Annotated in this window: 20 protein-coding genes and 1 pseudogene; 3 read left to right on the top strand and 18 right to left on the bottom strand. The window is 52.5% G+C overall.

Going from position 1 to position 22,052, the window contains the following annotated elements; translation table 11 throughout:
* Positions 1 to 265 precede the first annotated feature (265 nt).
* Complete coding sequence (rnz, locus tag ABIE48_RS18710) at positions 266 to 1,198, bottom strand: ribonuclease Z (RefSeq protein WP_192715513.1); 933 nt, start codon at positions 1,196 to 1,198, stop codon at positions 266 to 268.
* A gap of 102 nt (positions 1,199 to 1,300) precedes the next feature.
* The gene (gene metH / locus ABIE48_RS18715; protein ID WP_483312693.1) at positions 1,301 to 4,717 is read right to left on the bottom strand and encodes a methionine synthase; all 3,417 of its coding nucleotides are present in this window, start codon (positions 4,715 to 4,717) and stop codon (positions 1,301 to 1,303) included.
* Positions 4,718 to 4,922: 205 nt separating this feature from the next.
* On the opposite strand from metH, the gene ABIE48_RS18720 reads away from it, so the two are divergent.
* Positions 4,923 to 5,462, top strand: a complete 540-nt coding sequence (locus tag ABIE48_RS18720) for a 1,2-dihydroxy-3-keto-5-methylthiopentene dioxygenase (RefSeq protein WP_076171258.1) — start codon at positions 4,923 to 4,925, stop codon at positions 5,460 to 5,462.
* A gap of 90 nt (positions 5,463 to 5,552) precedes the next feature.
* Here ABIE48_RS18720 and ABIE48_RS18725 read toward each other — a convergent pair whose 3' ends face one another.
* The 5 genes from ABIE48_RS18725 to ABIE48_RS18745 all read right to left on the bottom strand — a co-directional run bounded on the left by ABIE48_RS18725 (position 5,553) and on the right by ABIE48_RS18745 (position 8,460).
* Positions 5,553 to 5,966: a FixH family protein gene (locus ABIE48_RS18725; protein ID WP_192715515.1), complete on the bottom strand. Its 414-nt coding sequence runs from the start codon at positions 5,964 to 5,966 to the stop codon at positions 5,553 to 5,555.
* 231 nt (positions 5,967 to 6,197) lie between these two features.
* Positions 6,198 to 6,992, bottom strand: a complete 795-nt coding sequence (locus tag ABIE48_RS18730) for an HAD family hydrolase (RefSeq protein ID WP_192715516.1) — start codon at positions 6,990 to 6,992, stop codon at positions 6,198 to 6,200.
* A 39-nt stretch (positions 6,993 to 7,031) separates the two neighbouring features.
* Positions 7,032 to 7,547, bottom strand: coding sequence for a hypothetical protein (locus ABIE48_RS18735; protein WP_192715517.1), 516 nt, complete (start codon positions 7,545 to 7,547; stop codon positions 7,032 to 7,034).
* 248 nt (positions 7,548 to 7,795) lie between these two features.
* The gene (locus tag ABIE48_RS18740; RefSeq protein WP_076171246.1) at positions 7,796 to 7,978 is read right to left on the bottom strand and encodes a DUF896 domain-containing protein; all 183 of its coding nucleotides are present in this window, start codon (positions 7,976 to 7,978) and stop codon (positions 7,796 to 7,798) included.
* A 101-nt stretch (positions 7,979 to 8,079) separates the two neighbouring features.
* Positions 8,080 to 8,460 (bottom strand): LysM peptidoglycan-binding domain-containing protein, encoded by a 381-nt coding sequence (locus tag ABIE48_RS18745; RefSeq protein ID WP_145024190.1) that lies wholly within the window; start codon positions 8,458 to 8,460, stop codon positions 8,080 to 8,082.
* 239 nt (positions 8,461 to 8,699) lie between these two features.
* On the opposite strand from ABIE48_RS18745, the gene lexA reads away from it, so the two are divergent.
* Positions 8,700 to 9,326, top strand: coding sequence for a transcriptional repressor LexA (gene lexA / locus ABIE48_RS18750; protein WP_076171240.1), 627 nt, complete (start codon positions 8,700 to 8,702; stop codon positions 9,324 to 9,326).
* 95 nt (positions 9,327 to 9,421) lie between these two features.
* Here the strand turns inward: lexA and ABIE48_RS18755 are convergent, their stop codons facing one another.
* From ABIE48_RS18755 to catA, 6 genes and pseudogenes are all read right to left on the bottom strand, one after another.
* On the bottom strand, positions 9,422 to 10,612 hold the full coding sequence (locus ABIE48_RS18755) for a response regulator transcription factor (protein ID WP_145024188.1): 1,191 nt from the start codon (positions 10,610 to 10,612) through the stop codon (positions 9,422 to 9,424).
* Positions 10,587 to 12,416, bottom strand: coding sequence for a sensor histidine kinase (locus ABIE48_RS18760; RefSeq protein WP_145024186.1), 1,830 nt, complete (start codon positions 12,414 to 12,416; stop codon positions 10,587 to 10,589). Before ABIE48_RS18760 ends, ABIE48_RS18755 begins: the two co-directional genes overlap by 26 nt.
* Before the next feature lie 67 nt (positions 12,417 to 12,483).
* Positions 12,484 to 13,362, bottom strand: a complete 879-nt coding sequence (locus ABIE48_RS18765) for a carbohydrate ABC transporter permease (protein WP_145024184.1) — start codon at positions 13,360 to 13,362, stop codon at positions 12,484 to 12,486.
* Between the two features lie 15 nt (positions 13,363 to 13,377).
* Positions 13,378 to 14,270, bottom strand: a pseudogene (locus tag ABIE48_RS18770) (carbohydrate ABC transporter permease).
* Between the two features lie 128 nt (positions 14,271 to 14,398).
* Positions 14,399 to 15,751, bottom strand: a complete 1,353-nt coding sequence (locus ABIE48_RS18775; protein ID WP_192715518.1) for an extracellular solute-binding protein — start codon at positions 15,749 to 15,751, stop codon at positions 14,399 to 14,401.
* 227 nt (positions 15,752 to 15,978) lie between these two features.
* Positions 15,979 to 16,629 carry a type A chloramphenicol O-acetyltransferase gene (gene catA / locus ABIE48_RS18780; RefSeq protein ID WP_145024180.1) on the bottom strand — a complete coding sequence of 217 codons (651 nt, stop codon included), beginning with the start codon at positions 16,627 to 16,629 and terminating at the stop codon, positions 15,979 to 15,981.
* Between the two features lie 220 nt (positions 16,630 to 16,849).
* On the opposite strand from catA, the gene ABIE48_RS18785 reads away from it, so the two are divergent.
* The gene (locus ABIE48_RS18785) at positions 16,850 to 17,233 is read left to right on the top strand and encodes a DUF1259 domain-containing protein (RefSeq protein ID WP_145024178.1); all 384 of its coding nucleotides are present in this window, start codon (positions 16,850 to 16,852) and stop codon (positions 17,231 to 17,233) included.
* An 85-nt stretch (positions 17,234 to 17,318) separates the two neighbouring features.
* On the opposite strand, the gene ABIE48_RS18790 is transcribed toward ABIE48_RS18785, so the two are convergent.
* From ABIE48_RS18790 to hflX, 5 genes are all read right to left on the bottom strand, one after another.
* Positions 17,319 to 17,444 carry a sporulation protein YjcZ gene (locus tag ABIE48_RS18790; RefSeq protein ID WP_143811875.1) on the bottom strand — a complete coding sequence of 42 codons (126 nt, stop codon included), beginning with the start codon at positions 17,442 to 17,444 and terminating at the stop codon, positions 17,319 to 17,321.
* 155 nt (positions 17,445 to 17,599) lie between these two features.
* Positions 17,600 to 18,928 carry a type I glutamate--ammonia ligase gene (gene glnA, locus ABIE48_RS18795; protein WP_076171222.1) on the bottom strand — a complete coding sequence of 443 codons (1,329 nt, stop codon included), beginning with the start codon at positions 18,926 to 18,928 and terminating at the stop codon, positions 17,600 to 17,602.
* 33 nt (positions 18,929 to 18,961) lie between these two features.
* Positions 18,962 to 19,375, bottom strand: coding sequence for a MerR family transcriptional regulator (locus ABIE48_RS18800; protein WP_076171220.1), 414 nt, complete (start codon positions 19,373 to 19,375; stop codon positions 18,962 to 18,964).
* An 87-nt stretch (positions 19,376 to 19,462) separates the two neighbouring features.
* The gene (locus tag ABIE48_RS18805) at positions 19,463 to 20,716 is read right to left on the bottom strand and encodes a methionine gamma-lyase family protein (protein WP_192715519.1); all 1,254 of its coding nucleotides are present in this window, start codon (positions 20,714 to 20,716) and stop codon (positions 19,463 to 19,465) included.
* A gap of 22 nt (positions 20,717 to 20,738) precedes the next feature.
* A complete protein-coding gene (gene hflX, locus ABIE48_RS18810) occupies positions 20,739 to 22,043 on the bottom strand; it encodes a GTPase HflX (RefSeq protein WP_192715520.1) in 1,305 nt (434 codons plus the stop codon).
* Positions 22,044 to 22,052 lie beyond the last annotated feature (9 nt).

Genomic DNA, 22,052 nt, shown 5'->3' on the forward strand with positions numbered 1-22,052 from the left:
AAACCTATCACGGGAAGTCCAATTGTGCAAAGTTGTGTCATTTCCTGCGCTTTCCCGGAAAATAATGATTATCCGGGCAATGAACCGCTGCAGTAAGAAAAACGTCTATCGACGTACTTTCAAAGAAGACAGACCGCGTTTAGCTGAAGTTTTTCTTGCGATTATAGAATGGTTCAGCTTCGCTGAAATTTATAAATTCTATAATCTTAAAGAAAAAAGGCTCGCCCGGAGCCTTCATTCCATTATCGCCTGCCCTATGTCTTCACTATTCTTCGTGGCGGGTCACCGGAAACAGCACCAATTCTTCGGCCAGCAGCGTTTTTGGAAAGAGTGACCTGGCTTCCGCCAATAGAGGCTGCAGGTGCTCAATATCCTTGTAACGTGAGCTGAAGTGCGTAATAATGAGCTCCTTGACCCCCGCATCGCGGGCAGCTTCTGCGGCTTGAAGCGCCGTGCTGTGATGATAGTTGTGTGCGGTCTCATGAAGCTCATGCAGAAACGTGGCCTCATGAACGAGCAGATCCGCCTGTTCGGCCAGCGGCAGAACGTTGGCACAAGGGCGGGTATCACCCAAGATCGTAACGACGCGCCCCTTCTTCGGCGCACCAAGCACGTCTGCCGGTGTCAGCACCCGGCCATCTTCCAGGTCGATGCTCTCCCCGCGCTTCAAACGGCCGTAAATCGGCCCCGGTTTTAACCCGTACTCGGCCATCCGTTTCAAGTCCAAGCTGCCTGGCTTGTCTTTTTCCATGATCCGGTATCCATAGCTGTCAATGCGGTGCTCCAGCAGACGGGATTCAACCCGGACCTCCCCGTCTTCAAAAATGACTCCCCCCGTATGCTCAATCACCTCAAGTTCAAACTCGATTCGCGACTGGCTGAGGGTAAGTGACGTGTCTATGTATTTTTTGATCCCCGGTGGTCCGTACAGCTGCAAGGGCGTGGTGCCGCCCTGGTTGGACCTGCTGGAGAGCAGCCCGGGAAGACCGAATATATGATCACCGTGCAGGTGGGTAATGAAAATTTTCTCCAGCTTGCTCAGCTTTAATGAAGACCGCAGAATTTGATGCTGCGTGCCTTCGCCGCAATCGAACATCCAGAAGCTGCGCCGCTCCTCGTACATCCGAAGCGCCATCGATGTCACGTTCCGCTGCAGGGAAGGAACCCCCGCATTGGTACCCAAAAACTCCAGTTCCATAACGCTATACCTTCTTTCCAAGAATGCGCCAGCAAAAAACCCCCGAACATTCGGAGGGTTTTGCTGACATTTGCTTCGGTTCGGCTATGAACCGAATATATATTATTTTACCTTGTCGACATTAAAATACCGTGCTTCCGGATGGGCAAACACCATCGCCGACACCGAGGCTTCAGGCTCCATCATAAAGCCTTCGGTCAGATGTACGCCGATATCCTCCGGCTGCATCAGCTTGAAGAGCGGCTCCTGATCCTCCAGATCCGGACATGCCGGATATCCGAAGGAGACGCGGATGCCTTGATACCTCGCCCCGTGACGCTGCTTCATCGTCATATCGGCCGGGTCAGGGAAGCCCCACGTATCGCGCATCATATGGTGAACGCGCTCGGCCAGCGCTTCGGCGGTCTCAAGCGCTACCGATTGCAGGACATGGGACTTCAGATAGTCCCCTTTATCCTTCCACTCCGAAGACAGCTTCGAAATGCCTTGTCCCGCGGTGACGACCAGGAAGCCGACATAGTCCATCTTGCCGCTGTCGACCGATTTCAGGAAATCGGCGAGGCAGAGGAACGGTGCCACGTTCTGGCGCGGGAACGTAAACGTATGCAGTACCTTGGTGTGATCCTCCGGATCGTAAATGACAATGTCGTTGCCCCTCGACTGCGCAGGGAAAAAGCGGTACATAGCATGCGCCTGGATAATCCCCTCGCGGGCGGCCTGATCCAGTACTTCATCGACGGTTGCTTTCAAATCCAGCGCTTTTTCGTCACCTTTCTCCAGCAGCTGCTCGACCTGACCGCGCAACCCCAGGTGATGGCCAAGCAGCATCTGCATGTTCATGTATGGGATGATGTGGCTGATCGGATAGTTGCGGATGATGTGCCGCTCCAAATCGGGCGGGTTAAAGACCGGGACATCCGTCGACACGTTGGACTTGGCCGCACGGGTCAGTTCCGGCAGCTCAACCGGCTTTTCAGCTTCCGCCAATAGAGCTTCGAGCTCCGCGTCCATTTCAGCCTGCATCAGACTGCGCTGCTCGGGATCCATCAGCTTGTTTGCCAGGTCAAGCCCGTCCATGGCGTCCTTCGCGTACACGACCATGCCTTCATACTCCGGCCGGATCCGCGTTTTGGTGAACCTGCGGGTCAATGCCGCTCCGCCAACCATAATCGGCACCTTCACGCCGGCATTTTTCAAATCCTGCGCGGTCACGACCATTTGCTGTGCGGATTTCACCAGCAGACCGGATAGTCCGATCAAATCGGCCTGCTCCTTCCGGTAAGCCTCGATGATCGTCTCCGGTGGTACTTTTATACCCAAATTGACGATTTGGTAACCATTGTTCGAGAGGATAATCTCGACCAGGTTTTTACCGATGTCATGCACGTCGCCTTTAACGGTGGCCAGCAGCATCTTCCCTTTGACGGACGTTTCGTTCTTTTCCATAAAAGGCTCCAGATAGGACACGGACGCTTTCATCACCTCGGCGCTCTGCAGCACCTCCGCCACGATCAGCTCGTTGTTGTTGAACAGACGACCGACTTCGGACATGCCGTCCATGAGCGGCCCGTTGATGATCTCCAAGGCGCCGTACTTCTGCAGCGCAGCATCCAGGTCGGGAATCAGCCCTTCCTTGGTGCCTTCAACGATATAGGTAGCCAGCCGTTCTTCCAGCGACAAGTTCGAAATTTTCTCTTTCTTCTCGACCTTTTTATTCCGGAACGCCGCCACAAACGCGGCCAGCGTCTCATCGTTCGTATTGTAAATCAGCTCTTCGGCCAGCTTCCGCTCCGCTTCTGGAATCGAGGCATAGCGCTCCAGCTTCTCGGTATTCACGATGGCATAGTCCAGGCCCGCTTTCGTACACTCGTACAGGAAGACGGAGTTCAATACTTCGCGGCCCGCTTCCGGCAAACCGAACGAGACGTTGCTGATGCCAAGGATCGTATGGCACTCCGGCATCGCTTCCTTAATCAAACGGATCCCTTCAATCGTTTCCTTGGCGGAACCGATGTACTGCTCATCTCCGGTACCAACCGGGAACACTAGCGTGTCGAAAATCAGGTCCTCAGCGGGAATGCCGTATTTATGAACGAGCAGATCGTAGGATCGCTTTGCCACATTCAGCTTGTCGTTTCGGTCAATGGCCTGTCCGCTCTCATCGATGGTTCCCACCACGACGGCAGCCCCGTATTTATGGATGAGCGGAGTCACATATTCGAATTTTTCTTCACCGTCTTCAAGGTTAATGGAGTTAATAATCGCCTTGCCCTGAGAATATTTGAGCGCAAGGTCGATGACCTTCGGATCGGTCGTGTCGATCATGAGCGGCACTTTGACCTTTTTCACCACAAGCTCCAGGAACAGCTTGATATCCTCCGCTTCATCCCGGTCCGGATCCTGCACGCACACGTCGATGACATGCGCTCCGTTTTTGACCTGGGCCCGGGCGATCTCCGATGCCTCCTCGTACTTCCCTTCCACGATCAGGCGTTTGAATTTGCGAGAGCCGAGTACGTTGGTCCGCTCTCCCACCATATAAGGCCGGTTGTCTGACTCAATGTACACAGGATCGATCCCGGACAGCGCCGGCGGATGGCTCCCTTCCATTTGACGCGGCTGGTAGCCCTTCATGACCTCGTTCAGCGCCCGGATATGATCCGGGGTCGTGCCGCAGCAGCCGCCGGCAATATTGAGCCAGCCCTGCTCCGCAAAGTCTTCCATTTTCCGGGCCAGCGACTCCGGAGACTCATGATAATGCCCGTTCTCATCCGGCAGGCCGGCATTCGGATAGCAGCTGACCGCCGTTTTGGCCATGGAGGCGAGCGAACGGATGTGATCGCGCATGAATTCCGGACCTGTCGCACAGTTAAGGCCGACCGAAATCGGATTCAGGTGCTCCAGTGAAATGTAGAACGCTTCAATGTTCTGCCCGGCCAGGGTCGTCCCCATCGGTTCGATCGTACCGGAAATCATGATCGGCAGCGTGATCCCTGTGCTTGCAAAGGCATTCCGGATTCCGATGCTGCCAGCCTTAACATTCAGTGTATCCTGGCTCGTTTCAAGCAACAGGGCGTCGACTTTGCCCTCGATCAGGGCAACCGCCTGCTCCTCGTAGCTGCTCACGAGCTCCTCAAAAGTTACGCCCCCGGTCACCGACAGCGTCTTCGTCGTCGGGCCGATCGCTCCGATCACGTACCTAGGCTTGTCCGGCGTGCTGAATTTATCCGCCGCTCTGCGGGCAATTTCCGCAGCAAGCAGATTAATCTCCCGCGCCTTCTCGGGAATGTCGTATTCGGACAATACGACCGAGGTAGCGCCGAACGTATTCGTCTCTATGAGATCCGCCCCGGCTTCCAGATACTTCTCGTGGATCTGTTCGATCACATCGGGACGGGTAATGACCAGCATTTCATTACAGCCTTCCAGCTCTTCTCCACCAAAATCCTGAGGGCCAAGGTCGACCTGCTGGATCATGGTACCCATGGCACCGTCCAATATCAATATTCGTTCTTTCATTAATTCCTTCAAGTCAGGTCTGTTCACTGTATGTCCCCCCTGCCAAACGTTAAATCTTAGTTTATCAGAATAGCCCTTATTAGAAAAGTGCAAGAAATGCCTTAAGGGAGGGTTTTGCACCTGATTTTCGTGTAATATATAATCGACAACAAAAGTATGGTTCGTTATAATATGAATTAATCCAAGTGGAAAAGAGGGTTTAGAGATGGCTGAAATCGTGATTCGCAATACGAACGAACGGATTACCGGCGACGATAATGTTCGTGAGTTCCTCAACAATCAAAACGTTCTTTATGAAAAATGGGATGCTTCCAAGCTGCCTCTGGAGCTTCAAACCAATTTTCAACTGAACGACGAGCAGAAAAAGCAAATCCTGGACACCTACGATGAGGAGATCCGTGATCTGGCTGCCCGCCGCGGCTACAAGATCTGGGACGTCATCACCCTGTCCGACGCTACGCCGAACCTGGAAGACCTGCTGAATAAGTTCGAAGAGGTTCATACCCACACGGAAGACGAAATCCGGGCGATCGTGGGCGGCAAAGGAATATTCGTAATCAAGGGCGCAGGCGACATCGGCTACTTCAATGTAGAGCTCGAAGCCGGCGATGTCATCTCCGTTCCGGAAAATACAAACCACTTCTTTACGCTGATGGACAATCGTAAAATTATCGCCGTCCGCCTCTTTATCGAGGAAAACGGCTGGGTCGCCCATCCGGTTCAGGACCCAAGCTTTCAGTCCTAATCCACAAATATAGCGATATACGCAGCAACCCCCGCCTTCGCCAGGAAGGACGGGGGTTGCTTGTCGTTATCAAACGAAACATGATGCTGATTATTCCGCCACGGTCAGCTTTTTCGTCGGCATCGTATGCTGTGGTCCTACCGTAACATGTGACGTGATACTGTAGGTGCCCGCCTGCTCAAAGGATTTATCGAGCGTATACTTCCCTCCGCCGGCATTCTGGGCGGCCACCTTTTCATGGCTGCTGCTGTCGCCTTCCTTCGAGATTTCAATCATAACCTCATCGGCCTTATCGACTGGTTTATCTTTTTGCGTTACGTTCACCTCGATGGTAACTTGATTACCTACCTTGACCTGCTCCGGCGTCCAGCTAAGATCCACCTGCACCGGATCCATCATGCTCTCGCTCATGTCCATGCCCGCATGACCACCGCCGCCGCTGCCGCAGCCTGCTATGCTCCATACCGCCAGCAGCAGCAGAGCAACAAAACCGTACTTTCTCAAGCGAAGTCACTCCCTATACGTCTATCTATGTATGCTGTTTGTCCATATTCTTCATCATTATACATAATTATCGCCTCACCCAAACAATCCATCTGTTAACAAAATGGAACAAATTGACCGGAGAGCGGTCGAGGTTGCTCAGCAAACGGGGCATTCATATGCACAAGGTATAATAAAAGCCTGCCGGACGAAGGATTCCTCCCTCTGGGCAGGCTAACGTATAAAACCAGCTTAAGACCGTTCGGCAATGATGCGATGCAGCTCGGACAGATGCTTGATTTCGTAATCAGGCTCAATGGACGGATCTTTCACTTTTTCGGTGCGGTTGATCCATACCGTGGTCAGTCCGGCGCTGTTTCCGCCTTTGATGTCGGTTGTCTGCTTGTCGCCGACCATGAGCGTCTGTTCCGGTGTTAATCCAAGCAAAGAAAGCGCATGTTCGAAGATGGTCGGATCCGGTTTGCCTTTGCCGAATGTGCCGGAAATGACGATCTCGTCAAAATACGGGGCAAGTTCGGGAACGCCGGCGATCTTCTCCTGCTGGAGCGCAGGACAGCCGTTCGTCAGAAGAAGCAGCTTCTTGTTTCCTTTCAGTTCGTCCAGCACCTGGAAGGTCTCTTCATATACATGGGGGCGGGAGCGACGCTCGGCGGCAAATTGCTCGGCCAATTCTCCGGACAGCTGTTCATCGTCAACACCAAGCTTCAGCAGCCCGCGCCGCCATGATTCCTTGCGGTAGCCTGGAGCGAGCTCCTCAAGTCTGCGAAATTCAGGTTGTTCGCCTGCGCTGAAGTTGGCCCAGAGCCCTTCAAACGGGTTAATTCCAATCATTTGGGTAAAGGCAAACGTGTCATAGGATTGATATAACGTCCTTGCCTCATTGCGGACCGCTTCCTCCAGCTCCTTGGCGTCAATGCCCTTCGCCTTGGCGGCCGTCTCGCATACCGCTTCAAAGGATTCCTTCACGCTGCGCTCATCCCACAACAGCGTATCGTCCAAATCGAAAAAAACAGCTTGTACCGGCATCCTCTTCCATCCTCTCCATTAGCTATCTCTTATATATGTTTATTTTTCCAAAGGGATATTGTGGGTCTGTGCAAAACGCTCCAGACGTTCCCCTATGGCATCAGTGTCGTAGCGATTAATCAGGCGCGTGAACACCCAATTGCCGCCTTTGCCCTTCGGCTCAATCACGACAGAGCCTTTGGCCAGCTTGATCTTGGCGATATTGTCTGCGGTCAGTCGCCGATCCCGGTTGAACTTGATCGTCGATACGGCGTTTTTCTCCACACGCAGGAAAGGCCTGCGCAAAAAGATCATCAAGCCCAGGAACAAGTACATGGCCATAATGATCCAGGTCATGCTGCTGTTTCCTGCCGTACCCTCCTGTCCGATCATCCCGAGCAAAAAGTAGACCGCAGCCAGAGCGACCATCGTAATCGGAAGCACATAGTTTCTTCCTTTATAAATGTCAGCTGAAGGCCCCCCCGCGCTGTAGATGGAAGGCTTCCCTTGCTTCTTTCTCTGCTTATCCAGCTGCGCTGAATTTTTTCTTACCTGTCTTTCCCATGAACGGGCCATTCACGAACCTCCTCAAAATGCTTACGGCTATATAGTTTGAACGAAAGTTTTGCTATTTACTTCCTAATATATAACGGCCCAATACTGCTTACAGCATTTATTCCTGTAGTTTCATATTCTATATAATAGAACAAATGAAGGAAACTTGGTGCGCTTACATAGAAGCATTCTGTTATCGGTAGTGAGCCATACAAAACCTTGAGTCAGTCTATACCATGATCGAATGTATGAGTCTAATCCAGCTGGTGTTATTTCTTCTCTTCATCCACCCATTCAATCGAGTCCAGCTGCTGTCTGAAATTTCTGCGGACATTCTGAAGGTATCTCTCACGAAGCTTGGCCCGTTCTTCGATCTCCTCTTCGGTTAAACCGGATTCCTTTTGCTTGCGCGCAAGCTCATTAATTCTCTCTACAACGCTATCGATATCCATACAATTACTCCTCCAATATTCAAGTCATACCTAACTTTGCCATGATAAAAAGAGCTTGTCAAGGTTCACACCTTTCCAAGCTCTTGATCATTTATCTTCTATTAATATTGTGGGAGTGCCAATACTTCTCCGGCTTGAATTTCGCTGCTGGTTAAATCGTTATACTTCTTCACCGCCATAATATATGCGCGGATATCCATGTCTTCCGGCTTATGGGCAGAAGCGATTCCCCACAGCGTATCGCCTTGCTGAACGATGACATTTTTCTCTAACCGAACATCATCCGAGGTTCCTGCGAATACGCGAACGACACCTGTGCATCCCACCAAAATAATCAGGGCCGCTAGGATCAGTTTGATCAAGGCAGGGCCTGGCGCGAAGGACTGGACTTTCTTCAACCAAGGAGTTGCTATAGCTTCATTGATGGATGGGTTAACGGATGGGTTATTATAAATACTTTGGTATGTAGTGTGTTTCAGCATAAATATTACGCCTCCAAACGTTTGTTCTTGTTTTATGAGAACAATATAACACGAACATTTGTTTTGTTCAACACTTTTTTCGAACAATTGTTCCTATGTTTTTAGAGACAGGTTTCCTTCATTCAGAAGCCGCAAAAATCCCGCTCCATCAAAGCAAAATCATTTAGAACTTATGTTTGTACGAACGGCAGTTCTATGTTATAATTTTACCAAACGTTACTAAATGGGGTTGATGGGGAATGTCAAAGATATCTAGCCGGCAGCAAGCGATATTGGAATTTATCAGAAATGAAGTCCGCGCCAAGGGTTATCCTCCGTCCGTCCGAGAGATCGGTGAGGCGGTAGGGTTGGCTTCCAGCTCGACTGTACACGGCCATTTGGACCGACTGGAGAAGAAAGGCTTGATCCGCAGAGACCCTACGAAGCCGCGTGCCATTGAACTGTTGGGACAAGAAGAATCCGAGAGCAGCAATCTGTTCACGCATACGATCGCCAGAGTTCCCGTAGTAGGCAAGGTCACAGCGGGAGTGCCGATCACGGCAACGGAGAACATTGAAGATTACTTCCCTCTGCCGCAGCACTATGTCGGAGATGAGAAAGTGTTTATGCTTTCCGTCGTTGGGGACAGTATGATCGAGGCGGGCATTCATAACGGTGACTACGTCATCGTGAGACAGCAGCAGACAGCTGATAACGGGGACATCGTCGTTGCCATGACGGATGAGGATGAAGCAACCGTGAAGACGTTTTACAAGGAGAAAGACCATATCCGGCTTCAACCGGAGAACCCGGCTTACGAACCTTTGCGTCTGAACCATGTCACCATTCTGGGCAAAGTCGTCGGGCTGTTCCGCGATATTCACTAGCAGATGATGCTGGACAAGCAGCAATAGAGCCCTTGCTCTTCCTTACTCAGGAAGGTCAAGGGCTCTTTTCGGCGTTGGGATCAAGGCAGGATGATTCAGGTGGGACACGCCTCACGGGAATCCGCCGTTTGCTCCAGACGGTACTCCGTCGGGGTTTTTCCCGTCTTTTTGCGGAACACCTGGGTAAAATGCTTGACGTCCACATATCCGACTTTGTCCGAAATATCGGCCAGCTTCAAATGCGTTTGCAGCAGCAGCTTGCAGGCTTGTTCGATCCGCAGATTGGTGACGTATTCCTTGAAGCCGCTTCCTGTCTTCTGCTTAAACAGCTGGCTGAAGTAGACCGGATTCAGGAACACGACCGAAGCTACCTTTTCCAGGGACAGATCCGTATGATAGTGCGCTTTGATGTACTGCACCGCAACCTCGATCGCTCGGTTACCGCCCGGGTTGTTGTATTCGTAGTCCAGCGATGCCGATTCCTGGCGCATCCGCCGCACTTCCTCCGGCACCCGGTGAATGTCTGTGATGAGTCCCGTCGACTGAATCTGGAAAGGCACCTTGACGCATCGTTTCAAGTTAGCGCGCAGCTCATCCGTCAGACGTTTCATGCCGCCCTCTTCCCCCAGCGAGACGAGGCCGATCAGGCTCGTTTCGTCCATGCTTGTCACAAATCCGCAGCCGTGCGCTTCAATCAGCTCACCAAGCACATTTTCAATAATAAAATGCTCCAGATGCACCGGCGCCTCGCTCTCCATCTTAACCATCACCAGTTGGAATGCGGGGTAGCTCTCAATTATTGAGGCGACGTCAAGGCGCCCGGTATCGAGTCCGCTCGCCCAGCGCTGAAATACCGCCTCGCGCAAATACTTCAGGTTAGACTTCAGCAGCTCCGCCTCGCGAACGATTTCATTCTCCCGATCCATCTCCTGAGCAAGTCCGGATATCATGGAGAGCAGCAGCTCTTTCCCGATCGGCTTGAGCATATAGTCCTTAGCCCCAAGCTTGACGGCTTCCTGGGCGTAGGAAAACTCGGAATAAGCCGAAATAATGACCCATTTGATATGCGGATAACTGCCTTGGCACAGCTGCATCAATTCAAGGCCCGTCATTCCCGGCATGAGGATATCGGTCAGCACCAGGTCAATCCGGTGTCTGCGCAGCTGCTGAACCGCTTCCTCCGGATTCGCTGCCAGGTGAACATAATGCTGCGGATAGGCCCGGTGGATGGTGCGCTTAATTCCGTCACGGATCACATGCTCATCGTCCACGACTAAAATGTTCATCTTCCATTCCTCCTTGGTGCCGGATTGGTAAACGGATGGTTACCGTCGTTCCTTCCCCTTCTTGACTGTCCAAGTATAAACCGTACGGACTGCCGAACATCATTCGGATCCGCTCATGCACATTGCTCAAACCGATGCCACGGCGAAGCACAGGGCCGTCTCTGTCCTCCGCTATGGGCGACGTGCGGTTCCCGCCCTCCAGCAAGCTTCTGACCCGCATCAGCGTGTCTTCGTCCATTCCCTTCCCGTTATCCCGAACGACGACATGCAGATCGTCCATGACCTGCTCCGCCGTAACGAGCAGCATACCCTGCCGATCCAGCGGCTCCAGTCCGTATTTTACAGCGTTTTCAATAATCGGCTGAATCGTCATTTTCGGCAGCGTGACGTCCATCCACTGCGGATCCACATCGATCTTCGGTACGAGCCTGTCCTCAAGACGGTTCTCGATAATCGTCAAATAATGCCGGATCTGCTCCAATTCCTGACGCAGCGTCGTCCGGGAGGCCTCCTCCCAGTTGCTGCTGTAACGGAACATTTGCGACAGCGACAGAATGACCCTGCTGAGGCGTTCATTCCCTTTTTCATCCAGCATCCAGTAGATCATGTCCAGCGTGTTGTACAAAAAATGCGGATTCACCTGGGACTGCAGCGCCTGCAGCTGCGCGTTCTTCTCGCTGACGGTCGTGACCTTGATCGTCTCAATCAGCTCATCCATCCGGTGCACCATCCGGTTGAAGGAAGACACCAGGCTGTTGATTTCGTCAAACGAATCGACATTAACCGAACCGCTGAAATTGCCCATCTCCACCTTTTTCATTTCCCGGATCAGCAGCTTCAGCGGAGAAGCTATGTTGCGCGATACCAGCGTGGCCAGAACCGTCGAGACGATAATCAGCACGATCAGGACGACAACGAGGTATTGGGTCGTCTGGTTCACTTCCGCCTGAATGTCGTGCTTCGGGGTAAAACCGTAGATTGTCCAGCCCGCCATGGGCGTATTGGCAGCGACCACCAGCTGGCTTGAGCTGTCGTCCACCAGAATACCGTCTTCGGCACCCGGCTTCGGAATGCTGGCAAAGTCCGGCGCCTCCGTCCCTTTTTTACCGGTGGAAGCGATGATGTTGTTGTTCTGATCGATCAGGTACACGCGGCTGCCCGGGCTGATCGTCACATTGGACATTGCCTCCATGATGGACGAAGGATTCGCTTCGATGACCATGATGCCAAGCTGCTTGTGCGTGTTCAGATCATACAGCTTCCGACCGAACACAAAGACGTTCTCTTTCTGCTGCAGCGTATTGATCGGCGATCCTGGCATGATCCCAAGCCAGACCATATTGCCCGACGAGGCGTTCAGCTCGTTGTACCAGGACGTCTGGGCGTAATTGTTGTCGATGACCCCAGCGAACTGGCGCTCATAACTGTACACTTTGCCCCTGTCGGTCAGAATATGGATGCCTGTAATATCGTTCCTTGAATAGTAAGCCGCCCCGATAATATTCGTAATCGTTCGTTCGTTTTCGATGGCGACGGTCTCTTTCACATGGGTCTCCTGCAGCAGCCGGGTCAGCTCGTAGTTGCTGTTGAGCGACTTGGAGAGACTGTTGTAGCCTTGAAGCAGCGAGTTGAACAGTCCGGCGGTCTGCGAGATGTTCTTCTCGGCGATATCATTCACCTTGGTATGAATAATGGAAATCGTACGGTAATAATACACAACGCTGATCAATATCAATATGCCGGTCATGCAGCATAGAAACAGCAGAAAAAGACGGCTGTGAATCGAACGAAAATGTCGCCCCACAGATACATTCCCCTTTCGTATCCGGTCATCCATTTGTCATTCTATCACAGAAGCCGTCTTTGCCCTACTAACCTTTTACTGCTCCTGCTACCATACCTTGGGTGATCTTATCCGCCAGCAGGAAGTAGATAATGATGACCGGAAGCGCGCCCAGCACAAGAAATGCGCCGATGGCCCCGTAGTTGACCGAATATTGGCTGACGAAGCTGTTGACGCCGAACGGCAGTGTTTTCAGCTTTTCTGATGAGATAAACGTCGCAGCCAAAATATATTCGTTCCAGATGTTGATGAATGTCAGGATACACACCGTCATCACAGGCGGAACCGAGATCGGCAGGATGATGCTCGAGAATATGCGTCCGATCCCCGCTCCGTCCACCACCGCGGATTCTTCGATTTCGTGCGGAATGGTTTTCATGAACCCGCTCAGAATAAAGATGGCGATCGGCATGGAAAATGCCACATACGGCAAAATGATCGACAGATGTGTATTCAGGATATGCATGTTTTTGAAAATGATCATGAGCGGCAGCAGCGTCGCCTGCATCGGGATCATCATTCCGATCAAGAATACGACCATGACCGCCCCGCCAAAGCGCCACCGGAATCGGCTGATCGCATAGGCGCACAGGGAGCTGAGAATAATGACGGCAATCATCGTCACGGATGTGACAAAAATGCTGTTCAGCAGATAGCGGAAATAGTTGCCCTCCAGCGCAGCGCTGTAATTGCCCCACTGCGGCGAATGCGGCAGGGCGAAGAAGCTGCCCGACAAAATTTCTTCATTGGATTTCAAGGAATACAGGAGCAGCCACAACAGTGGATACACCTGGGTTACAAACAGAATGCCCAGCACCAGAAACACGATGGCCTTCGTAACGGAAAACCGTTTGCGTCCGGTTGCGGCCACCTGCTTGTTCAAAGCGACGGCAGTGCTTGTGTTCATTGGCGGTTTCCTCCTTTACGAGTATCGTTTTTCCAGTTTGTTGAAAATGAAGTTGATGCAGAACGTGGCGGCCAGACAGAGCACCACCAGGAATGCGGCGATCGAGCTTCCGTAACCGTATTTCATGGACGTGAACGACATATTGTACATGTGCGTGGAAATGACGTCCGTGGCATGCGCCGGTCCGCCCCCCCCGTCATGACCATGATCATGTCGAAAGCTTGCAGAGAGCCGATGAAGGCCAGCACGATGGAAATTTTGAAAATCGGGACAATCAGCGGAAACGTAATGTGCCAATCCGCTTTAAAGCCTTCGGCACCATCAATACGGGCCGCTTCGTACACATCGTCCGGGACATTCGAAATGCCTGTAAATTGAATGAGGGTGTGGTAACCCAGGTACTGCCACAGGGCGACGAAATACAGCGAATACATGGCGACCGAAGGATCGGTGAGCCAGGCTTTGCCCCAGGAATGCAGTCCGACTGCATCCAGGATTTGATTCAGCATACCGCCCATCGAAGCCGGGTTATAGATCGTTTTCCACAGCTGGCCGACGACGACGACGGACAAGATGACCGGTAAAAAGTAGCTGGAAACCAAAAAATTCGGTTTTCGCACGTAACGCTTCAGCAGTATGGCTACAAGCAGTGCGATCGGAATCTCGGCCATAGAGAACACCGCAAACATCAGCGTTCTCCGCACCGACGGCCAAAATACCGAGTCGTGGAACAGCAGCTTTTTGAAATTGGCCAGACCCACGAACGTCGATTCGCCGATCCCGTTCCAGTCCAGCATACCGCTGTACATGGATACGAGGATGGGAACAAACACAATACCGATATAGATGATTAAGCAAGGAAGCACAAACGCGGCAATCGTCCAGCGGGAGACCTTCAGCACGTTCACGACTTACCTCTCCTCCTTCTCCTTCTTGGCTGCAATATTCCTCATGGGAATTGAAGGGAACGGCATCCGAAATGCGTTCCCTTCATGTTTAAATCCCTGTTCTCTCTATAACTAGCTGTATCCGTTATTTATTGATTGTTATCTTCGAACCCGGCTTGATGCTCTTTCGCCACGTCCGCCGAATTTTTCTTCTGGGCGAACAGGTTTTGAATGCTGGAGAGGTGAACCTGGGCCGTGCCCGGATTCATCGTGTTGTCAAACGCCAGGTCTCCGCCTTTGACTTCCTTGAACATGTTCAGCACGTCCATCGCCATGTCGGAATATCCTGCAGCCTTGAAGTCTCCGTCCACTTTCTGGCCGATTCCGACCGCGCCTTTAGCTTCAAACGCTTCTTTCGGGAAGTTCAGCATGAAGTAATTGAGGAACTCCTTCGTTTCTGCAAGATGCTTGCTGTCTGCTGCAATCGCGAACGCGCTGCCCGGTGCCAGCATGAATTCGTCCGGGTTGCCCTTGCCGCCGATCGTCGGGAATTTGAAGACGCCGACTTTGCCGTTTACGGAAGACGATTCAATGCCGCCGGTGGCCCAGGTTCCCATGTAGTACATTGCTGCTTTACCGGTTTTGAAAAGGTTCTCGCCGGCGTTGTAATCGAAGGAGGTTGCGCCTTCCTGGAAAGCTCCGGCTTGCACGAGGTTCTGGAATGCGTCAACCGCCTCAACGAAGGCCGGATCTTCAAACGTCTTTTTCTTGTCGAGGACGTCCTTCAGGAATCCAGGGCCGTTGTTCGTGCGAAGCAGCATGTTCATGAACAGGAACGAACCGGTCCAGGTGTCTTTCTCGCCGATTGCCATCGGCTGAATGCCTTTGGATTTCAGCGTTTTGACGACGTCGACCATTTCCTCAAACGTACTTGGAACCTTCACGCCGCCCTTTTCGAACAGCTCTTTATTGTAGTACACCACGCCGATGTTGTTGCCGTCCGGTACCGCATACGTGCTGCCGTTAAAGCTGTACCAGTCCAGCAGCCCGTCCTGGAACGTGTCCTTCAGACCGTTCTCGGCCAGCATGTCGTCGAGCGGAGCCAGCAGCTTGGCATCGACAAAAGGCTGCATTTGCGCCGCCGGGTTCACGACCGTAATGTCCGGAATTTCCTTGGAGGCCGCCTGCGTTTTCAGCTTCAGCTTCTGCTGGTCGGTGTTGAGCGAATCCAGTTCGATTTTGATATTCGGATGATCCTTCTCATACTGATCCACAATCTTGTTCATGATCTTGTTCTTCGGATCCGTCGGGTCCGGATAGATGTTTTGGAAAGTAATCGTAATGTTCTTGTCCTTCGATGTGTCGGATGTGCTGCTGTTGGATCCGGCCGCGCCCGATGCGTTGCTGCCAGAATCCTCCTTGTTACCGCTTCCACAAGCCGTAAGACTAAGCGCCAAGGTGCCTGTAAGCACGATGCTTAATAATTTCGACATCTTTGCCATCTTGTTATCCCCTTTTTGTTTGGTATGGGTTCATTATGCCGCGATTTGACTCGAAAAGGGAGGTGAGAAATTCAGGAAATAGGTTTAATTTCTAAAGGTCCCTTTAAATGATCACCTGAGACAATGTAGTATTTTAAAACCAGGCATTGCCGAACAATCGACAAAAAAGGGACCCTGTAAGGGTCCCCTGAGAATCCTTTCATCCTCATTTATAGCGTGTACATCCCTCAATCCATCCAGTCAGTGCAGGTGTCGGCGAGCTGCTGCAGCTCTTGCAGAAACATCCCGGCATGGTACCCGTCGCAGACGGCATGATGTACCTGGAGCGATACCGGGAGCAGATCGCGCTTCCCTTCCCGAAAATACTTGCCCCCCGTGATGATCGGCAGCAGGTAGCCTCCGCCATGATCCAGATTCAGGTTAAAGCCGGTAAAGCTGACCCATGGAATCATGGAGACGGAGAAGGTATGAGGCGGCATGTCTTTTTTCGTAAACAGCCCCATATCTTGTCCATAACGGAGCTGATCCTCCCGGTAAAGTTCCATAAAGCTCCGGTAGCTGCTGCTGTAATCAGTCCAGATCGCGGAGAAGGTATGGTTTTCCGGATGAAAAATCGTATAACACGGACTCATCTGCTCCCAGAAGCCAACCTGCTCCTCCCGAATATCCATCCGAAACTCCACATGCGCATTTACGATTCTGGACAGCATGTACAAAAAGGCGGGGTACAGCTTCATCCCCCTCTTCTTCAGCTCGCCCAGCAGCAAGGTGATTTCGATGTTGGCTGTCATGCTAAAGGTGCACCGGTTCTGTTTGAAATAGTGGTCAAAATAAGGCTGTCTGTCCCACTGCCCGGTTTGGATCGGAATAAATTTCATGTATGAACCCTCCTAAAATGTATATTTCGCGATTTTAGGAGGGTAAATCAACGGATTTCACCACGACGCTCACTCCATGTACAGGATTGGTTACTATGCCATTGTAACCAATTTCGCTGAACAACAAAACCATTTTATAGAGTTATAGACTCCTGCTTTTCCTTTCTAGCACGGTTTCGCATAAGTTAGATCATCAAGAGATGAAAGGAGAAATCCGGTTATGAACATCTCCAAATCGCTGTGCGACCGATTGGCCGCCATTCTCGGGGGCAAAGGCACGTCAGACGGAAAAAGCTGCTCCATCATGATCGAAAGAAAGCTGAATGCCAAAATTCTCGGCAGAAACTATGAAACCGAGCACGAAATCACGATCCAATCTTTGAAAAACGGCACAACGCTCAACACAGGGGAAATCACGCTGCTTCAGTCGGAAGTCCAGCGCTTTACCAGTGCCGCCCGCAAGCAAGGTTTTAAAGTGACCGCTATCCACAATCACTGGCTCTTTGAAAAGCCGAGGCTGATGTACCTTCATTTGGAAACAGTAGAGAACCCCGTTACGTTTGCCAGAAAATTAAGAGCGGCTTTAAATGTGCTGAAAAAGTGATCTGTGTGCATCGCTGAAAGGATGATGCCGATTCCGACAAGAAAAGCCCGCCGGCAGATGCCGACGGGCTTCGAGATCCTTTATTTTAGTAAATAAAGGCTTTCGTGATGATGACCAGCAGGATGAAGAGGACCAGGATTGCTCCTACGCCTCCGCCCCACAGACCACCATAACCGTATCCTACTCCAACGCCTCCAACGCCATCGCTCATGTGATAACCTCCTTGATTTATAAGGTACACCATATTCATATGGCGAAAAGCATAAAGAGGTATAGGCTAAATGGTAAGAACAGTGAGATTGGGCAGCAGCCTGTCAGCCGTAAAAAAATCCCCCGCACCGGTCAGGTGCAGGGGATTGTCCATTCTTAGTACAGCGTGATGTATTGATCGCGCTCCCATTGATGAACTTGTGTTCTGTACATATCCCATTCGATTTCCTTCAGCTCGTAGAAGTGAGCCAGGGCATGCTCGCCGAGCGCGTCGATGATGACTTCGTCACGGATGAGTTCGCCGAGGGCTTCCTTCAGGTCGGCCGGCAGGCTTGGGATGCCTTCTTCAATGCGCTCTTCTTCGGACATCACGTAGATGTTGCGGTCGATCGGCGCCGGCAGCTTCAGCTCGTTGCTGATGCCGTCAAGGCCGGCTCTCAGCATAACGGCAAGCGCCAGGTACGGGTTCGCTGCAGGATCCGGGTTACGAACTTCAACGCGTGTGCTCAAACCGCGTGAAGCCGGAATCCGGATCATCGGGCTGCGGTTGCTGCCGGACCAAGCCACGTAGCACGGAGCTTCATAACCTGGAACGAGGCGCTTGTAAGAGTTGACCGTCGGGTTCGTGATGGCTGCCATGGCGCGGGCATGCTTCAGTACGCCTGCCATGTAATAGCGGGCGGTGGCGCTCAGGCCCAGCTCGTCAGACTCATCGTAGAAGGCGTTCTCGTTGCCTTTGAACAGCGACTGGTGGCAGTGCATACCGGAACCGTTCACGCCGAACAGCGGCTTCGGCATAAAGGTCGCATGCAGACCATGCTGACGGGCAATCGTTTTAACGACCAGTTTGAACGTTTGGATCTGGTCCGCTGCCTTCACGGCGTTCTCGTATTTAAAGTCGATCTCGTGCTGTCCCGGCGCCACTTCGTGGTGGGAAGCCTCGATTTCAAATCCCATTTCTTCCAGCGTCAATACGATCTCGCGGCGGCAGTTCTCGCCGAGGTCTGTCGGAGCCAGGTCAAAATATCCGCCCTGGTCGTTCAGTTCCGTCGTCGGATTGCCTTTCTCGTCGGTCTTGAACAGGAAAAATTCCGGCTCCGGACCTACGTTCATGGACGTGTAGCCCATCGCTTCCGCTTCTTTCAGGTTGCGTTTCAGAATACCGCGCGGGTCTCCGGCAAACGGAGTGCCATCCGGCATATAAATGTCACAGATGAGACGCGCAACGCGGTCTTCCGTCACCCAAGGGAAAATGACCCAAGTGTCCAAATCCGGATACAGGTACATATCGGATTCCTCGATGCGCACATAACCTTCGATGGAAGATCCATCGAACATCATTTTATTGTCGAGCGCCTTCTTCAGCTGGCTGACGGGAATCTCCACATTTTTGATCGTTCCCAGCAAGTCCGTGAATTGAAGACGGATAAAACGGACGTTCTCTTCCTCCGCAATACGCAGAATATCCTCTTTAGTATAACTCACGATATCCTCTCCCTTTCTCACATGTGATTCCTATTATTTTTTATTAAAAAACCGGGACAGCTCGCCTTGAATCAATGAGACCTGACCCGGTCTCTTACCAGATACCAGCTGCTGTTTCAGCAATCGGTGCAGCTGAGATTCCGACAGTTCTCTGCGCTTTACCTCGGTGTCGGCATTAAGGACAGTGGCTTCCTCAGACTCTTTGGACACAGGATTCATGACCTGCTTGATTCCCGCGATGTTGACGCCCTTCTCAATGAGCGCCTTAATCTCCAGCAATCTCTCGACATCATTAAACGAGAACAACCGCTGGTTGCCGGAGGTGCGCGCAGGCACGATCAAATTGTGCTGTTCGTAATACCGGATCTGCCGCGCGGACAAATCGGTCAGCTTCATGACGATACCTATCGGGAATAATGCCATGTTTCTGCGAATTTCATCACCCATGACTCATCTCAACCTTCCACATGAACTATTTCTCATGTTCCATTGTACATTTCATGATATCACACGTCAATAACGTGTCAGATAAACTTACAATAATTTTCGATTTTTCATCGTCTGTAACGCCATCATTACGCCATATTTGACGTGTGAATAGGTGAGTCCGCCCTGCATGTATCCGATAAAAGGCTCCCGGATCGGCGCGTCTGCAGACAGCTCCAGGCTTCCCCCTTGAATGAACGTCCCGGCCGCCATAATGACCGGATGCTCGTAGCCGGGCATGTCCCACGGCTCAGGTACGACGTGGCTGTCGACCGCTGCCGCGCGCTGGATCCCCTGAACGAAAGCGATCAAATGATCCGGCCCGGTAAAGGAAATGGCCTGGATCAGGTCGGTGCGCTTCTCGTTCCATGCCGGCTTGCTTTCGAACCCCGCCTGCTCAAACATCGCGGCTGCGAAAATGCTGCCCTTGACCGCTTGTCCCACAAGCGTCGGCGCCAGGAAGAGCCCCTGGTAAATCCCCCGGGTCGCTCCCAGCATCGCTCCCACCTCACCGCCGATGCCCGGTGCGGTCAGCCGATAGGCTGCAAGATCAACGAGGGTTTGTCTGCCGCAAATATAGCCGCCGGTTTCGGCAATACCCCCGCCGGGGTTTTTGATCAGCGAGCCCGCCATCAGATCTACACCGACCTGCGTCGGCTCTATTTCTTCCGTAAATTCGCCGTAGCAGTTGTCCACGAACACGATCACATCCGGCTTGATTTGCTTTACGCGCCGGACCATTTCGCCAATCTGCTCCACCGTGAACGAGGAACGCCAGTCATATCCGCGCGACCGCTGGATGCCGATCAACTTCGTTGAGCCGGAAATGCCTGCTTCTACAGCCTCCCAGTCTACGTCTCCTGACGCAGTCAAGGCAGCTTCGCGGTAAGTAATCCCGAAATCGGCCAGGGAGCCCGTACCATCCCCTTTTTGGCCGATCACCTTATGTAATGTATCGTACGGCCGTCCGGTAATGTAGAACAGCTCGTCCCCAGGACGAAGCACCCCAAACAAGGCCGTTGAAATCGTATGGGTCCCGGAAGCAAAATGCGGGCGTACCAGAGCTGCTTCGGCTCCGAATACGTCCGCATACACCAAGTCAAGCACTTCTCTTCCTCGGTCGTTATAGGCATAACCGGTTGAGCCGGCGAAATGAAAATCGCTCACCTGATGGCGCTGGAACGCTTCGATGACCTTCCACTGATTATGGTCCACGATTCCGTCCACCGTCCGGAGCTGACCTTCGATCCGCCGCTCGGCTGTATCTTTCCACTGTATAAGTTCGTCTGCAAATGTTACCATGTTCCCGGTTTCTCCTCACTTCTCATTGGTCAGAAGGTCTGACCTGTTCTTTATAGCTCTCTACGATGTAACCGTACTTCTCATAGTCTGGCTTGTGCACCTGCACCGTATAAATCATATCATCATTGTCGGCATCCTGGCCAATCACTTCGCCGACCCAGTGCAGCTGGGACAATATATCACCGCGTCCGGCAGGTACGCGGAAGGTTAATGTATCTCCCGTCAGCCTCGTCTGTACTGCTTCGCGAACGGCCAGCAGATCTCCTTCCGCAAAAGCGCTGATTTTTAAATAACCCGTCCCGGACGGCAGCATTTCCAGCTGCTCCGAGGTGCAGGCGTCTTTTTTGTTAAAAAGGATCAGCTGCGGCTTGTCAGCCGCCCCCAGCTCTTCCAGAATGGAATCCACCACCCGCATTTGTTCGTCGCGCATCTCCGACGATGCATCAACGACGTGCAGCACGAGATCGGCCTCATTCACTTCCTCCAGCGTGGCGCGGAACGCGGCGACGAGGTCATGCGGGAGGTTCTGGATGAAGCCGACCGTGTCGGTCAGGATAACTTCGCTGCCGCCGGGCAGCTTCATGATGCGCGAGGTCGGATCCAGCGTCGCAAACAGTTGGTTTTCGATATAGACGTCAGCGTTGGTCAGCTGTTTGAGCAGCGTTGACTTGCCCGCGTTCGTGTAGCCCACCAGCGCAACCTGGACCACCCCGCTCTTCTGCCGGCGGCCGCGGTGCAGCTTCCGGTGTTTGGTAACCTCTTCAAGCTGGCGTTTCAGGTCGCCGATCCGACCGCGGATGTGCCGGCGGTCGGTTTCCAGTTTGCTTTCCCCCGGTCCCCGCGTCCCGATTCCCCCGCCGAGACGGGAAAGGTTTTTGCCGTGTCCGGACAGCCGTGGCAGCAGGTACGTCAGCTGAGCCAGCTCCACCTGGATAATCCCTTCGCGCGTTTTGGCGCGCTGGGCGAAGATATCCAGGATGAGCTGGGTGCGGTCGATGATTTTGGCATCGAGGGCCTCCTCCAGGTTACGGACCTGGGCGCCGGAGAGCTCCTGGTCAAAGATGGCCGTATTGCCGCCATGCATTTCCAGAATCTGCTTCAGCTCTTCCACCTTGCCTTTGCCGATAAACCATCTCGCATCCGGTACATCCCGGTTCTGCACTAGCATTTCCAGCACTTCCACGCCAGCCGTCTCGGCCAGCCGGACGAGCTCTTGAAGCGAGTGCTCCGTATTCATGCCGGATCTCTTCACCTCGTCGGTCACCAGGCTGACCAGTACGGCCCGGTCCGGAATTTCATGATTCGTGTCATACGTTTGGTTTGCCATGATGATCTG

Origin of the sequence: Paenibacillus sp. OAE614 (assembly GCF_040546645.1) — a bacterium.
GTDB lineage: Bacteria > Bacillota > Bacilli > Paenibacillales > Paenibacillaceae > Paenibacillus_AQ > Paenibacillus_AQ favisporus.

Coding starts and splice junctions, on each gene's coding strand:
- rnz (WP_192715513.1), bottom strand. CDS start 1,198: ATGGAACTGGAGTTTTTGGGTACCAATGCGGGGGTTCCTTCCCTGCAG.
- metH (WP_483312693.1), bottom strand. CDS start 4,717: ATGAAAGAACGAATATTGATATTGGACGGTGCCATGGGTACCATGATC.
- ABIE48_RS18720 (WP_076171258.1), top strand. CDS start 4,923: ATGGCTGAAATCGTGATTCGCAATACGAACGAACGGATTACCGGCGAC.
- ABIE48_RS18730 (WP_192715516.1), bottom strand. CDS start 6,992: ATGCCGGTACAAGCTGTTTTTTTCGATTTGGACGATACGCTGTTGTGG.
- ABIE48_RS18735 (WP_192715517.1), bottom strand. CDS start 7,547: ATGGCCCGTTCATGGGAAAGACAGGTAAGAAAAAATTCAGCGCAGCTG.
- ABIE48_RS18740 (WP_076171246.1), bottom strand. CDS start 7,978: ATGGATATCGATAGCGTTGTAGAGAGAATTAATGAGCTTGCGCGCAAG.
- ABIE48_RS18745 (WP_145024190.1), bottom strand. CDS start 8,460: ATGCTGAAACACACTACATACCAAAGTATTTATAATAACCCATCCGTT.
- lexA (WP_076171240.1), top strand. CDS start 8,700: ATGTCAAAGATATCTAGCCGGCAGCAAGCGATATTGGAATTTATCAGA.
- ABIE48_RS18755 (WP_145024188.1), bottom strand. CDS start 10,612: ATGAACATTTTAGTCGTGGACGATGAGCATGTGATCCGTGACGGAATT.
- ABIE48_RS18765 (WP_145024184.1), bottom strand. CDS start 13,362: ATGAACACAAGCACTGCCGTCGCTTTGAACAAGCAGGTGGCCGCAACC.
- ABIE48_RS18775 (WP_192715518.1), bottom strand. CDS start 15,751: ATGGCAAAGATGTCGAAATTATTAAGCATCGTGCTTACAGGCACCTTG.
- catA (WP_145024180.1), bottom strand. CDS start 16,629: ATGAAATTTATTCCGATCCAAACCGGGCAGTGGGACAGACAGCCTTAT.
- ABIE48_RS18785 (WP_145024178.1), top strand. CDS start 16,850: ATGAACATCTCCAAATCGCTGTGCGACCGATTGGCCGCCATTCTCGGG.
- ABIE48_RS18790 (WP_143811875.1), bottom strand. CDS start 17,444: ATGAGCGATGGCGTTGGAGGCGTTGGAGTAGGATACGGTTATGGTGGT.
- ABIE48_RS18800 (WP_076171220.1), bottom strand. CDS start 19,375: ATGGGTGATGAAATTCGCAGAAACATGGCATTATTCCCGATAGGTATC.
- ABIE48_RS18805 (WP_192715519.1), bottom strand. CDS start 20,716: ATGGTAACATTTGCAGACGAACTTATACAGTGGAAAGATACAGCCGAG.
- hflX (WP_192715520.1), bottom strand. CDS start 22,043: ATGGCAAACCAAACGTATGACACGAATCATGAAATTCCGGACCGGGCC.